This is a genomic window from Pseudomonas sp. TH32 (assembly GCF_016650855.1).
Taxonomy (GTDB): Bacteria; Pseudomonadota; Gammaproteobacteria; order Pseudomonadales; family Pseudomonadaceae; genus Aquipseudomonas.
The window spans coordinates 5,185,363-5,197,839 of record NZ_JAEKFA010000002.1; the positions used below are offsets into that span (position 1 = coordinate 5,185,363).

General features: G+C 60.2%; 12 protein-coding genes. 7 read left to right on the forward strand and 5 right to left on the reverse strand.

Features of this window, described 5'->3' with window-relative positions; genetic code table 11:
- Positions 1–84: 84 nt before the first annotated feature.
- The 4 genes from JFV30_RS27550 to argE all read right to left on the reverse strand — a co-directional run bounded on the left by JFV30_RS27550 (position 85) and on the right by argE (position 5,529).
- On the reverse strand, positions 85–723 hold the full coding sequence (locus JFV30_RS27550; protein WP_010167863.1) for a peroxiredoxin: 639 nt from the start codon (positions 721–723) through the stop codon (positions 85–87).
- Between the two features lie 279 nt (positions 724–1,002).
- A complete protein-coding gene (locus JFV30_RS27555) occupies positions 1,003–2,352 on the reverse strand; it encodes an OprD family porin (protein WP_201125644.1) in 1,350 nt (449 codons plus the stop codon).
- A gap of 594 nt (positions 2,353–2,946) precedes the next feature.
- A complete protein-coding gene (gene argA / locus JFV30_RS27560) occupies positions 2,947–4,245 on the reverse strand; it encodes an amino-acid N-acetyltransferase (protein ID WP_201125645.1) in 1,299 nt (432 codons plus the stop codon).
- 135 nt (positions 4,246–4,380) lie between these two features.
- On the reverse strand, positions 4,381–5,529 hold the full coding sequence (gene argE / locus JFV30_RS27565) for an acetylornithine deacetylase (RefSeq protein WP_201125646.1): 1,149 nt from the start codon (positions 5,527–5,529) through the stop codon (positions 4,381–4,383).
- 158 nt (positions 5,530–5,687) lie between these two features.
- Here argE and JFV30_RS27570 point away from each other — a divergent pair, with 158 nt between their 5' ends.
- Complete coding sequence (locus JFV30_RS27570) at positions 5,688–7,055, forward strand: CYTH domain-containing protein (RefSeq protein WP_201125647.1); 1,368 nt, start codon at positions 5,688–5,690, stop codon at positions 7,053–7,055.
- Positions 7,056–7,090: 35 nt separating this feature from the next.
- On the opposite strand, the gene JFV30_RS27575 is transcribed toward JFV30_RS27570, so the two are convergent.
- Entirely contained in the window at positions 7,091–7,561 is a 471-nt protein-coding gene (locus JFV30_RS27575) for an Lrp/AsnC family transcriptional regulator (RefSeq protein ID WP_010167872.1), read from the reverse strand.
- Positions 7,562–7,688: 127 nt separating this feature from the next.
- Here JFV30_RS27575 and JFV30_RS27580 point away from each other — a divergent pair, with 127 nt between their 5' ends.
- The 6 genes from JFV30_RS27580 to JFV30_RS27605 all read left to right on the forward strand — a co-directional run bounded on the left by JFV30_RS27580 (position 7,689) and on the right by JFV30_RS27605 (position 12,471).
- Positions 7,689–8,027 (forward strand): hypothetical protein, encoded by a 339-nt coding sequence (locus JFV30_RS27580; protein ID WP_201125648.1) that lies wholly within the window; start codon positions 7,689–7,691, stop codon positions 8,025–8,027.
- A gap of 84 nt (positions 8,028–8,111) precedes the next feature.
- Positions 8,112–9,815: a GspE/PulE family protein gene (locus tag JFV30_RS27585; protein ID WP_201125649.1), complete on the forward strand. Its 1,704-nt coding sequence runs from the start codon at positions 8,112–8,114 to the stop codon at positions 9,813–9,815.
- Between the two features lie 59 nt (positions 9,816–9,874).
- Positions 9,875–10,795: an SPFH domain-containing protein gene (locus JFV30_RS27590; RefSeq protein WP_003213925.1), complete on the forward strand. Its 921-nt coding sequence runs from the start codon at positions 9,875–9,877 to the stop codon at positions 10,793–10,795.
- Positions 10,796–10,805: 10 nt separating this feature from the next.
- Complete coding sequence (locus JFV30_RS27595) at positions 10,806–11,252, forward strand: NfeD family protein (protein WP_010167880.1); 447 nt, start codon at positions 10,806–10,808, stop codon at positions 11,250–11,252.
- Positions 11,253–11,321: 69 nt separating this feature from the next.
- A complete protein-coding gene (locus JFV30_RS27600; protein WP_010167882.1) occupies positions 11,322–11,639 on the forward strand; it encodes a DUF2388 domain-containing protein in 318 nt (105 codons plus the stop codon).
- A 160-nt stretch (positions 11,640–11,799) separates the two neighbouring features.
- On the forward strand, positions 11,800–12,471 hold the full coding sequence (locus JFV30_RS27605; RefSeq protein WP_201125650.1) for an outer membrane protein: 672 nt from the start codon (positions 11,800–11,802) through the stop codon (positions 12,469–12,471).
- Positions 12,472–12,477: the final 6 nt, after the last annotated feature.

The following is a 12,477-nucleotide window of genomic DNA, read 5'->3' on the forward strand; positions in this document are numbered from 1 at the left end:
GCCGCCATCGCGGGCAAGCCCGCTCCCACAGGGGAATGCGATCAACTGTGGGAGCCGGGCTTGCCCGCGATGGCGGTATCAGTGTTAGCGGTTTGGTTGAGGCGTCAGCCGCAGATACGGCTTCACCGCCCGGTAGCCCTTCGGAAAGCGCTTCTTGATCTCTTCCTCGTCCTTGAGCGACGGCACGATCACCACTTCATCACCGTCCTGCCAGTTGGCCGGGGTGGCGACTTTATGGCTGTCGGTCAGCTGCAGCGAGTCGATCACCCGCAGGATTTCGTGGAAGTTGCGGCCGGTGCTGGCCGGATAGGTAATGGTCAGGCGAATCTTTTTGTTCGGATCAATCACGAACAGCGAGCGCACAGTGAGGGTGTCACTGGCATTCGGGTGGATCAGGTCATACAGGTCGGAGACCTTGCGGTCTGCGTCGGCCAGGATCGGGAAGTTGACGATGGTGTTCTGGGTTTCGTTGATGTCTTCGATCCACTTGTGGTGCGAGTCCACCGGGTCCACCGACAGGGCAATGGCCTTGACGCCACGCTTGGCGAATTCGTCCTTGAGCTTGGCGGTGAAGCCCAGCTCGGTGGTGCACACCGGGGTGAAGTCCGCCGGGTGGGAAAACAGTACACCCCAGCTATCGCCCAGCCACTCGTGGAAGCGAATCTTGCCGGCGCTGGAATCCTGTTCAAAGTCGGGGGCGATGTCGCCCAGTCTGAGGCTCATGGTGTGGCTCCTGATGAGTGCTTATGGAACCCACTGTGCCTGCGTTGCGAATTATTTAAAAAGAATAAATATCGATTTATCTAGACGATAAAGGAATATTAAAAATCTATTCATTGGAAAGTCGAACGGGCGAAGCGCACCATCTCTTCAAGGTTCGAGAAGGCCTTGAGACGCTGTACAAAGAGGGGATTCAGGAAGGGCTTGCGGGGGTTGAGCCCGACTTGAACAGTAAAGCACCCTGCCCGGCATTGCGCCGGGCAAGGTTTTACGCTCTGACTGTTACAACAGCGGGATCGAGTAGCTGACGATCAGACGGTTTTCGTCCTGGTCGCGAACTGCAGGAATGCCGGTACGCCACATAGCGTTTTTCCAGGCAACACCCAGGTTTTTCAATGGGCCTTGTGGGACAACGTAGGCCAGAGTGATATCGCGCTCCCACTCGGTTTGACCGGACACTGCGACTCTGCTGGCAACGGTGTCGATGTTGCTACCGCGCAGGTAAACGATACCGGCGGTCAGGCCAGGCACGCCGACCTTGGCGAAATCGTAAGCGTAACGAGCTTGCCAGGTACGTTCGCCGGCACGGGCGAACTTCTGGATCTGCATGTCGGTAGTGGTGCTGTTCGACGAACCGTCACCCTGGTTCAGCCAAGGGAAGTCACTGTCGCCCTTGGTGTACTGGTAGCCGCCACCGAAGGTGTGACCGTTAACCGAGTACAGAGCCAGGTAGCTGTAGAGGTCGTTGTCAACTTTGCCTTTAACGGTAGTGCCGCCGTAGTAACCGCTGGTGTAGTAAGCGGAAGTATCACCGTTAGCGCCGTTGTCGCGGCTGCGGTAGTAACGCAGGTCACTTTTCAGGACACCAGGACCGATAGCCCAGTTGTGGACCAGACCCAGGAAGTTCTGAGCGTAAAAGTCCTTCAGCTCGCCGTAATAGTACGAAGCAGTCAGGTCCTTGGTGATTTTGTAATCAGCACCAGCGTAGTAGAACTTATTTACGAAGCCATTCGCGTAGGAGCTGTTGGCACCGGCGAGGGACAGGCCTTCGTTGTTGCTGGAGTTACGGCCCTTGGCGTGCTCGATCTGACCAGCAGTCAGGGTCAGGTCCTTGATATCGTTCGAAACGATTTCGCCGCCCTGGAAGGTTTGTGGCAGCAGACGACCATCGTTGTACTTGATGACCGGGTTGTTCGGCTGCAAGGTGCCGATTTTCAGCACGGTCTGGGAGATCTTGACCTTACCGGTCACGCCCAGGCTGGCGAAGTCATTGACGGCTTCATTGCCATCGCTTGGGAATACGGTGCCGCCGGAAGCAGTACCGTTGTAGTTACCGTGCTCTGCGCGACTGGAGTCCAGACGTACCCCGTACAGGCCAATGGCGTCAACGCCGAACTGGACAGTACCCTGGGTGAAGCCCGAGATGAAACGCAGATCGAAGCCTTGGCCCCACTCAGCGTTCTTGTTACGGGTGTTGGACGCCGAGGATGGCTGGCCATCACGGTTGTCAGTGTTGATGTAAAAGTTACGCAGACCCAGTGTTGCCTTGCTGTCTTCGATGAAACCTGCGGCGCCTGCTTGTTGAGCGATTGCCCCCAAAGCTACGGCCAACGCCAATGTTGACTTCTTCATGTACCGCTCCTCTCATTTCTAATTTTTGTATTTCTTAGGTCTCGGGTCTGACGCCCTTGATCCACAGATGCGCGATTAGCACCGGATAGTGACCGACAAGTCAATCGTAACCTTGTGTGTCTACTACTTTCGTCTAACCGCAGTTAATTTGGTCCCTGCAGGGTAATGAGTTTTTCATACACCCAAAAAGAATTGTTTCATCCTTTTTCATACGATTCAGGAATAACGCTTTCCATGGGACGGTCGGGCCATCAAGGCGGAACCGCTCCATAAGGGTGTTCCTGAAGCGCATGTCTCTTCGCCTTTTTAGATCGTTTCGCGCTGACCCAAAGGTCAATACGTCACCCACGATCAAAAATGCGACGCCATCATGGCCAAACGCACATCATTCCGTCAATTTGTTACAGTTTCTGTACCGATGAAACTTTTTTGCCGTCCCAACAATCCACCTCACCGTACCCGGCGATAATGTCAGTTTGATGTCAGTTTTGTGGATAAATCGGCAAACCCTGTATTCAGGGCCGATGCACCCACCCCGGATGCATGACTCGCCAAATTGACAGGCGAGAGGATTGCCCCCTCGCCCCTTCAGGCTTACAACGCCTTTTCGAAAATCTTCGAATTCCGCTGATAGTTGTACAGCGACGCCCGCGCCGAGGGCAGGCGATCCACCGTACTCGGCACAAAACCACGCTCGCGGAACCAGTGGGCGGTACGCGTGGTGAGGACGAACAACGTCTTCAAACCCTGGGCCCGGGCACGGGTCTCTATGCGCTCCAGCAGTTCATCGCCACGACCGCCATGACGGTATTCCGGGTTCACCGCCAGGCACGCCAGCTCGCCCGCGTCCGAGTCGGCAATCTGGTACAGCGCCGCACAGGCGATGATCATGCCTTCACGTTCCACCACGCTGAACTGCTCGATTTCCCGCTCCAGCACTTCCCGGGAACGACGCACCAGAACCCCCTGCTCTTCCAGCGGACTGATCAGATCCAGCAAACCGCCGACGTCTTCAATCGCCGCTTCGCGCACCAGCTCGAACTGTTCCTGGGCCACCAGCGTACCGCCGCCGTCCCGGGTGAACAGCTCGGTCAACAAGGCGCCGTCTTCGGCATAACTGACAATATGGCTGCGCCCTACTCCGCCACGGCACGCCTCGGCGGCCGCGTCCAGCAGTTCGGCCTGGTAGTTGCTGCCCAGGCGCTGCAGATGCGCGGGCACCTGTTGTGGCCGCAGCTCACGCACCAGGCGACCGTGTTCGTCGATCAGGCCAAGGTCGGCACCGAACAGCAGCAGCTTGTCCGCGCCCAGGTCGATGGCGGCGCGGGTGGCGACGTCTTCGCAGGCGAGGTTGAAGATTTCACCAGTGGGCGAGTAACCCAGCGGCGACAGCAGCACGATGGAGCGCTCGTCCAGCAGGCGGTTGATGCCCTTGCGGTCGACCCGGCGCACTTCGCCGGTGTGGTGATAGTCGACACCCTCAAGCACGCCGATCGGGCGCGCCGTCACCAGGTTGCCGCTGGCCACCCGCAGGCGCGAGCCCTGCATCGGCGACGAGGCCATGTCCATCGACAGCCGCGCTTCGATGGCGATGCGCAGATGGCCGACCGCATCGATCACACACTCCAGGGTCGCGGCATCGGTGATGCGCAAGCCTTCGTGGTAAGCCGGGGTCAGGCCGCGGGCAGCGAGGCGGGTTTCGATTTGCGGGCGTGAGCCGTGGACCAGCACCAGCCGCACGCCCAGGCTGTGGAGCAGCACCAGGTCATGGACGATGTTGCCGAAGTTCGGATGTTCCACACCATCGCCCGGCAGCATGACCACAAAGGTGCAGTCGCGGTGGGCATTGATGTAAGGCGAAGCGTGACGAAGCCAATTGACGTATTCGGGCATAGAACCTGGGCCTGTAATAAAAAGCAGCCAAAAAAGGATGAATCATGGAAACGCACAGCGGGCTGTTGGTTATCGTCGGAACAGGCTTGGCGACACGCTCGCTCTCCTTCTATGTACGGATGGGCAGGGGTTAATTTATGCAGGTGTCAGGCAGTAATGTTGAATCAGTTCCCGCAATAGACGCACTGTAGGCGTCAAGCGTGACATTTCAAGGTACTCGCCGGGCTGGTGGGCACAGGCGATATCGCCAGGGCCGAGCACCAGGGTCTCGCAACCAAGGCGCTGAAGATAAGGCGCTTCGGTGCCGAACGCTACTGCTTCGGCGCGATGACCTGTAAGTCGTTCAGCAACCCGCACCAACTCGGCATCCTCAGGCTGCTCGAAGGGTGGCACTTCCGGGAACAGTGGCGCGTAGTCGATCTTCACCTGATGGCGCTCGGCCAGGGGCTCGAGCTTTTGCCGAATGGCGGCGCGCAACACCTGGGGATCCATGCCGGGCAAGGGCCGCAGGTCGAACTCCAGGGAGCATTGGCCGCAGATGCGGTTGGGGTTGTCGCCCCCGTGGATGCAGCCGAAGTTCAGGGTGGGTTGCGGCACGCTGAATTGCGGGTTGCGGTATTCGCGCTGCCAGGCCAGGCGCAGGCCGCGCAGTTCGCCGATGGCATCGTGCATGGCTTCGAGGGCGCTGTGGCCCAGGCTTGGGTCCGACGAATGGCCACTGCGCCCGAGGATATCGATGCGCTCCATCATCACACCTTTATGCAGACGGATAGGCTTGAGGCCGGTGGGCTCACCGATCACCGCCGCGCGACCTAAAGGACGACCCGCCTCGGCCAGCGCACGGGCGCCGGCCATGGAGCTCTCTTCGTCGCACGTGGCGAGGATCAGCAGCGGTTGCTTGAAGGATTGGTCCAGCAGCGGCTGCACCGCCTCGATCACCAGGGCGAAAAAGCCCTTCATGTCGCAACTGCCCAGTCCTACCCAGCGGCCGTCGACTTCCGTCAGCTTCAGCGGATCGGTCTGCCACAGCGCGCCGTCGTACGGCACGGTATCACTGTGCCCCGCCAACACCAGGCCGCCAGGGCCGGTGCCGAAGCTCGCCAACAGATTGAATTTGCCGGGGCTGACCTGCTGGATGTCGCAGGCAAAACCCAGATCCCCCAGCCAGGTGGCGAGCAAATCGATGACCGGGCGGTTGGATTGGTCGAGAGAGGCCTGGGTACAACTGACCGAAGGCGCGGCAATCAGCGCGGCGAACTGTTCTTTCATGGACGGTAAAGGCATGCGCTGTCTCTCAACTTCCCGGACGAACCCCATCATAGAGCTATCTGCGTTGCACAATAAACCGTTGCGGCACGTTGCCGGGCTCAGTCCTGTACACTGCACGACCTTGGCAGCCACACATTTCCCCGGCTGCGCTCCCGATCCTGGATTTTCCGGCCATGCAGAAAGAAACCGAAATCAAGCTACGCGTCAGCCGCGAAACCCTCGCTGCGCTGCGTGAGCACCCGTTACTGAAAAAACGCAACAAAAGTGGCTGGGAACGCCGTGAGTTGATGAACCAGTACTTCGACACCCCGGAACGCGACCTGGCCCAGGCCAAGGTTGCCCTGCGCCTGCGCAAAGACGGCGACGAAGTGATCCAGACCCTCAAGACCCGTGGCCAGAGCGTCGCCGGTCTGTCGGAACGCAATGAGTACAACTGGGACCTGGCCAAAGCCAAGCTCGACGTGAAGAAACTCGACGGCGAATGCTGGCCCGAGCAACTGGCCGAGCTGGACAAAAAGACCCTCAAGCCGATCTTCACCACCGATTTCGTCCGCGAACGCGCCGAAATTGCCTGGGGCCGTGGCAAGGCCAAGGTCGTGATCGAAGCCGCCCTGGACCTGGGCCACGTGGTCGCCGGCAAGCAGAAAGAAGAAATCTGCGAGCTGGAACTGGAGCTGCGCGAAGGCGACCCGGCCGCCCTGCTGGAACTGGCCGCAGAGCTGGCCGCAACCCTGGCGTTGATGCCATGCGATATCAGCAAAGCCGAGCGTGGCTATCGCCTGTTCGACGCCAACAGCTACTCCCTGAGCCTGCCGGCACCGGTGCTACACGCCGAGATGCCGCTGGACGACGCGTTCGCCGCCGTCATGTGGCACCTGTTGGGCAGCAGCCAGCGCCTGGCCGAGCAATACCGCTTCAATGGCCACTGGCGTCTGCTGCAAGACTGGGTGGAAAACCTCGGCGAATTGCGTGCCCTGCTCGGCAGCCTCGGCCAGGCCGCGCCACGCCAGTCCACCAGCGAACTGCGGGCCGCACTGGACGCCTTGCTGGAAGACTGGCGTCCGCTGGTCCAGGCCGGTGACGACGATGAAGACATCCGCAAAGCCGCGCCGGAACAGTTCGCCGAAGAACTGGAAGACGTACGCTGGGGCCTGTTCTCCCTGACCACCTCCCGCTGGCTGCTCGCCCGCACCTGGGCGGCCGATCGCAACGTGCGTGGCAACCGCCAGGGCGCAGCACAACTCGCCAACTGGCTGCCGCGCCTGCTGGCTGACGACGCCGTTGCCCTGCAACTGCCGCGTTACCAGCAACAGCCGGAAGACCTGGCTGAGCAACTGCCGCGCATCGAACGCATCCTGGCCTGGCTGCACCATGCACGCCAGGTGCTGGAGATCGCCGAGCTGGACCGTTTGTATGGCGAGCTGAACAAGCTGGCCCACCTGGCCAACCAGCCGATTACCGATGAGTCGCTGGATGCGCGGATGCATCAGGCGATCGCGGTTTATCAGAATCGCGCCTGGAAAACCCTGCTGCGCCTGTAACCCCCTTGGTGGCGAGGGAGCTTGCTCCCTCGCGCTTAGCGCAACACCGGCAAACTCGTGGTGGACTTGATCTCCGACAAGGCCACTATCGAGTTGACCTCCTGGATCCCCGGCACCATCGACAGTTTTTCGAAGAAAAACCGCTCATACGCCTCGATGTCCGACGTGACGATCCGCAGTAGAAAATCCACCGCCCCCATCAGCACATAACATTCCAGCACTTCTGGAAAGCCGCGAATCGCCTCGGTGAATTCGGTGAAGTTGGAACGGCCGTGGGCGTTGAGTTTCACCTCGGCAAAAATCTGCGTGTTCAGGCCGATTTTCTTGCGATCCAGCAGGGTGACCTGGCCGCGAATCACCCCCTCCTCTTTCAGCCGCTGAATCCGCCGCCAGCACGGCGACTGCGACAGGCCGACCTGTTCGGCGATCTGTGCGCTGGAAAGCGAAGCGTCTTCCTGCAACAGCGCCAGAATGCGCCGGTCGTACACGTCCAACTCACTGTGCATAGAAATACCCATTAATCATCACTTCAGGAATTACATGATTCTCTTATAAGCCAATATCGGCTTTTTTAGATAAGAAATCTCCCGCGCCGAATGCAAAAATTTCTGCAGTCGAATCCGGAGAATCATCATGCACGTCGTCGAAGCCGCCAGCCCCGCCCCACGCGTCGATGCCTGGGCCGTCAGCAGTGCCCACTGCCAGGCGCACTATCAAATCCTCGCCGAGGCAGAGCCTGATGTGTTGTGCCGGGTGCTCAACTATTTTGCCCTGCAGTTCCTGGTGCCTCGCCACGTGAACGTGCAGCGCGAAGACGACCTGCTGGCGATCGAGATCGTGATGGATGGCCTGAGCTGGCACCGCGCCCAGGTGATCGGTGAAAAACTTCGTAACCTGATCAGCGTGTGCTCACTGGAGCTGCATCCGGCTGATGCCGCGCGGCCTCTGGCGGCACAGGCGGCGGGTCAGTAAAAGCCTGCAATAAACCCTGGAGGCCGACGCGAAAAGGGTGACTAGCCTGAGGACTACGCCTAACCGTTAGCCAGGAACGTCACCATGTCCGTTGCGCCAAATGCCCAGGATCGCTGGCTGGAAATCCATCAGCTGTTGCCTGCCCTGATCGACCAGGGCCTGGTGCCCGCCGACCTGACCGTACCGGCGAACAGTGGGCTGCATCCCCTTGAATGCATTGCCAGCCAGGGCCCGTCCCTGGAAACCCTGACCGAATGGCTCGCCCGCCACTGCGGCCAGCCCTACCTGCGTATCGACCCGTTGAAAATCGACGTTGCAGCGGTAGTGCCGCTGATGTCCTACGCCTTTGCACAGCGGCACAGGATCCTCGCCGTGGCGGTGGATACCCACAGCGTCACGGTCGCCAGCGCCCAGCCGTATGTAAACAGTTGGGAAGCCGGCCTGGCGCAGGTATTGAAGCGTTCCATCCGGCGGGTGGTCGCCAACCCACAGGATATTCAGCGCTGCACCGTGGAGTTTTACCGGCTGGCTAAATCGGTGAGCGGCGCGGTTGATCAAAAGACATCCGGCACCCCCAACATCGAGCAACTGCTTACCCTCGGCGCCAGCGACCAGGAGCCCGACGCCAATGACGCGCACATCGTCAATATCGTCGACTGGCTGCTGCAGTACGCCTTTGCCCAGCGGGCCAGTGATATCCATATCGAACCCGGGCGCGACCAGGGCCGCGTGCGGTTTCGCATTGACGGGCTGCTGCACGACGTCTATCAATTTCCATCCCAGGTGACGACGGCGGTGGTCAGCCGCCTGAAAAGCCTTGGCCGGATGAACGTGGCGGAAAAACGCAAACCCCAGGACGGCCGGGTAAAGACCAAAAGCCCCGCGGGCGGCGAAGTGGAACTGCGCCTGTCGACCCTGCCTACGGCCTTCGGCGAAAAGCTGGTGATGCGGATTTTCGATCCGCAGGTTCTGCACAAGGATTTCCCGCAACTGGGGCTCTCCAGCGACGACCTGCAACGCTGGCAATCCATGACCGGCCAGGCCAATGGCATCATCCTGGTCACCGGCCCCACCGGGTCGGGCAAGACCAGCACCCTCTACACCACGCTCAAGCAACTGGCGACCCGTGAGGTCAACCTGTGCACCGTCGAAGACCCGATCGAAATGGTCGTGCCGGCTTTCAACCAGATGCAGGTCCAGCACAACATCGACCTGACCTTCGCCAGCGGCATCCGCGCCCTGATGCGCCAGGACCCGGACATCATCATGATCGGCGAGATTCGCGACCTGGAAACCGCAGAAATGGCGATCCAGGCCGCGCTCACCGGGCACCTGGTGCTGTCGACGCTGCACACCAACGACGCACCCGGCGCCATCAGCCGCTTGCTGGAACTGGGCATTCCCCATTACCTGATCAACGCCACGCTGCTGGGGGTGATGGCCCAGCGTCTGGTGCGTGTGTTATGCCCGCACTGCAAGCGGCCCGCCGGGCAGGTCTATCAGGCCGTCGGTTGCGGGGAATGTCGGGAAAGTGGTTATCGAGGGCGGGCCGGGATCTACGAGGTCATGCTGCTGAACGACCGCCTCAAGGCCCTGATCACCCCGGGCGCCGACATCCAGGCCCTGCGCCACGCGGCCCTTGGCGAGGGAATGTGCAGCTTGCGGTCTGCCGGTACACGCAAGGTCATGGCAGGGCTGACGACGCTGGAAGAGGTACTGCGAGTGACGCCTGGGGATTCAGAAACAAATCCTTTGATTGATGGGCCGGTAAACCGTCCTTATCCCTGACAACCCCGTTACAATCGGTCAAACCTCGCGTTACCGCCAACACCAGACAAGGAATCGTTATGCAGATCGGAACCGTACTGCTGCTATTTGTAGGCTTGGCCGTCGCCATCCTCTTCATGGGTTTCAAGGTCGTCCCACAGGGCTACCAGTGGACGGTCGAGCGCTTCGGCCGCTACACCAACACCCTCAAGCCGGGCCTGAATATCATCATCCCGGTCATGGACCGCATCGGTCGCAAGATCAACGTGATGGAAAGCGTGCTGGATATTCCGCCCCAGGAAGTCATCACCGCCGACAACGCCACGGTGCAGATCGACGCCGTGTGCTTCTTCCAGGTGGTCAATACGGCCCAGGCCGCCTACGAGGTGAACAACCTCGAACACGCCATCCGCAACCTGCTGCAAACCAACATCCGTACCGTGCTCGGCTCCATGGAGCTGGATGCGATGCTCAGCCAGCGTGACGGCATCAACGAGAAACTGCTGCGCACCGTCGACGAAGCCACCGCACCGTGGGGCATCAAGATCACCCGGATCGAGATCAAGGACATCAGCCCGCCAGCCGACCTGATGGCCGCGATGTCCGGCCAGATGAAGGCCGAGCGGATCAAGCGTGCGCAGATTCTCGAAGCCGAAGGCCTGCGAGCCTCCGCGATCCTGACCGCCGAAGGCAAGAAGCAGGCGCAGATTCTTGAAGCTGAAGGCGGTCGTCAGGCCGCGTTCCTTGAGTCCGAAGCCCGCGAACGTCAGGCCGAGGCCGAAGCCCGCGCCACCCAGGTGGTCTCGGAAGCAATCGCCACCGGCAACGTGCAGGCGATCAACTACTTTGTCGCCCAGAAATACATCGACGCACTGGGCAAGCTGGCCTCGGCCAACAACAGCAAGGTGATTTTGATGCCGCTGGAAGCCAGCCAGGTGATTGGTGCCGTCGGCGGCATCGGCGAGATCGTCAAGGCAACCTTCGACAACAAGAAAGCCTGAGGCACGCGCCATGTGGGAATTCCTGCAGCACCTGTCGTTTTGGGACTGGCTGGCACTGGGCACCGTGCTGTTGATCCTTGAAGTGTTCGGTGCCGGTGGTTATCTGTTGTGGATGGGCATCGCCGCCGCCGCCGTGGGCGTGATCAAGTTCCTGATCCCCAGCCTGGGCCTTGAGTGGCAACTGCTGCTGTTCGCCGTGCTCTCGATCCTCACGGCGGTGTACTGGTGGCGACGCCAGCGCAGCAGCGCCAAGGTCAGCGACCAGCCGGGGCTGAACATGCGTGGTTCGGAGTTGATGGGGCGCACCTTTGTGGTGCATCAGGCAATTATCGAGGGCCGTGGCAAGATCAAGATCGGCGATGGTGTATGGATCGCAGCCGGCCCGGACGCGCCCGTGGGAGCACACGTGCGTGTCATCGGTCAGGACGGCGTGATTCTAAAGGTTGAAACTGTTTAGTCAGCCATGGAACTCGGCTGGGCTATCTACAATCAAACTGTACAGATAACCCAGTCGGAGTCACCCATCATGCGTCTAAAATATGCTGTCGCTACCCTCGCTGTGCTTTCCCTTCCTGTCGGTTCAGCCATGGCCGACAGCTTCTGGCGTAATGTCATCTCATCGGGTGCCACCACCGGCTCGACGTACCTGACCTTCAAGGACCACAAAATGGTGGTCGCCGCTCAAGACGACGCCGGTAGCTTCGTCGCCAGCGACGGCAGCATCCGTGGCCCATACCTGGAAGCTGCGATGCAGAAGGTCCGCGCCGATAACCCTGGCCTGAAAGCCACGGACATGGACCTGGCCAACGCGATTCTGGCGAAAAACGCCATTGCTTCCGAGTAACACCGCCACCTGAAAAATGCCGCTCTTTGGGAGCGGCATTTTTTTGCCCAATTTTCCTACGGTCAATGCTGGCGATTCCCCATTCGAACAGGAAAAGTCCTGTCGAGCTGCCCGCACGCCACGCAACAAGCTGTCGATTCCCTTTAGCCCAAGTGAATCGATGACCATGCAAAAACTCTCCTGCGCGCTTCTGCTCGCCGCGATTGCCACCCCCCATGCCCAGGCAGAAGGCTGGTACGGGTCGGCAAAGCTCAACAGTGCTCGCCAGAATCTCTCCAGCGCCCTGCTGACCAGCCCCCGCGTCACCGATCGGGTGTCGGCCCCTGATAGCAGCAAAACCTTCACCGGATCATTCGCCTTGGGTTATGCCTTTGCCGATGGCTGGCGCCTGGAAGGGGAATACACCACCCCCAGCCAGTCGAACTTCAAATCCCAATGGGCGCCATTCAATGCCAACGTCAACAGCCTGCAGGCCGACAGCCAGCGCTTGATGCTCAATGGTTATAAAAACATCCCGATCAACGAGTGGCTGTCGTTCTACGGCATAGCGGGAGTGGGTTTGGCCCAGATTGACGCCGAGGGTTACCAGACCAACAAGACCCGGCGCTTCGCCAGCAACCGCCAGCACAATTTCGCCTACAGCGTAGGCCTGGGGCTGGACGCCAAGGTCAGCGAAACCCTGACCCTGGGCACCGGCTGGCGCTACGTGGACATGGGCAGGATTGAAACCGGCTACAACACCTTCGCCAACCGTATCAACGCCCGCGACGAGCAGCTGAAGGGCAAGCTCAAGGAGCAAAATGTGTTTCTGGAGGCCCGCGTAGCCTTCTAGGCCAAG

Excerpts from the sequence above, each read along its gene's own strand:
- JFV30_RS27605 (WP_201125650.1), top strand. The coding sequence starts at position 11,800 with ATGACCATGCAAAAACTCTCCTGCGCGCTTCTGCTCGCCGCGATTGCC.
- JFV30_RS27575 (WP_010167872.1), bottom strand. The coding sequence starts at position 7,561 with ATGCACAGTGAGTTGGACGTGTACGACCGGCGCATTCTGGCGCTGTTG.
- JFV30_RS27550 (WP_010167863.1), bottom strand. The coding sequence starts at position 723 with ATGAGCCTCAGACTGGGCGACATCGCCCCCGACTTTGAACAGGATTCC.
- JFV30_RS27570 (WP_201125647.1), top strand. The coding sequence starts at position 5,688 with ATGCAGAAAGAAACCGAAATCAAGCTACGCGTCAGCCGCGAAACCCTC.
- argA (WP_201125645.1), bottom strand. The coding sequence starts at position 4,245 with ATGCCCGAATACGTCAATTGGCTTCGTCACGCTTCGCCTTACATCAAT.
- argE (WP_201125646.1), bottom strand. The coding sequence starts at position 5,529 with ATGCCTTTACCGTCCATGAAAGAACAGTTCGCCGCGCTGATTGCCGCG.
- JFV30_RS27590 (WP_003213925.1), top strand. The coding sequence starts at position 9,875 with ATGCAGATCGGAACCGTACTGCTGCTATTTGTAGGCTTGGCCGTCGCC.
- JFV30_RS27585 (WP_201125649.1), top strand. The coding sequence starts at position 8,112 with ATGTCCGTTGCGCCAAATGCCCAGGATCGCTGGCTGGAAATCCATCAG.
- JFV30_RS27580 (WP_201125648.1), top strand. The coding sequence starts at position 7,689 with ATGCACGTCGTCGAAGCCGCCAGCCCCGCCCCACGCGTCGATGCCTGG.
- JFV30_RS27595 (WP_010167880.1), top strand. The coding sequence starts at position 10,806 with ATGTGGGAATTCCTGCAGCACCTGTCGTTTTGGGACTGGCTGGCACTG.
- JFV30_RS27555 (WP_201125644.1), bottom strand. The coding sequence starts at position 2,352 with ATGAAGAAGTCAACATTGGCGTTGGCCGTAGCTTTGGGGGCAATCGCT.
- JFV30_RS27600 (WP_010167882.1), top strand. The coding sequence starts at position 11,322 with ATGCGTCTAAAATATGCTGTCGCTACCCTCGCTGTGCTTTCCCTTCCT.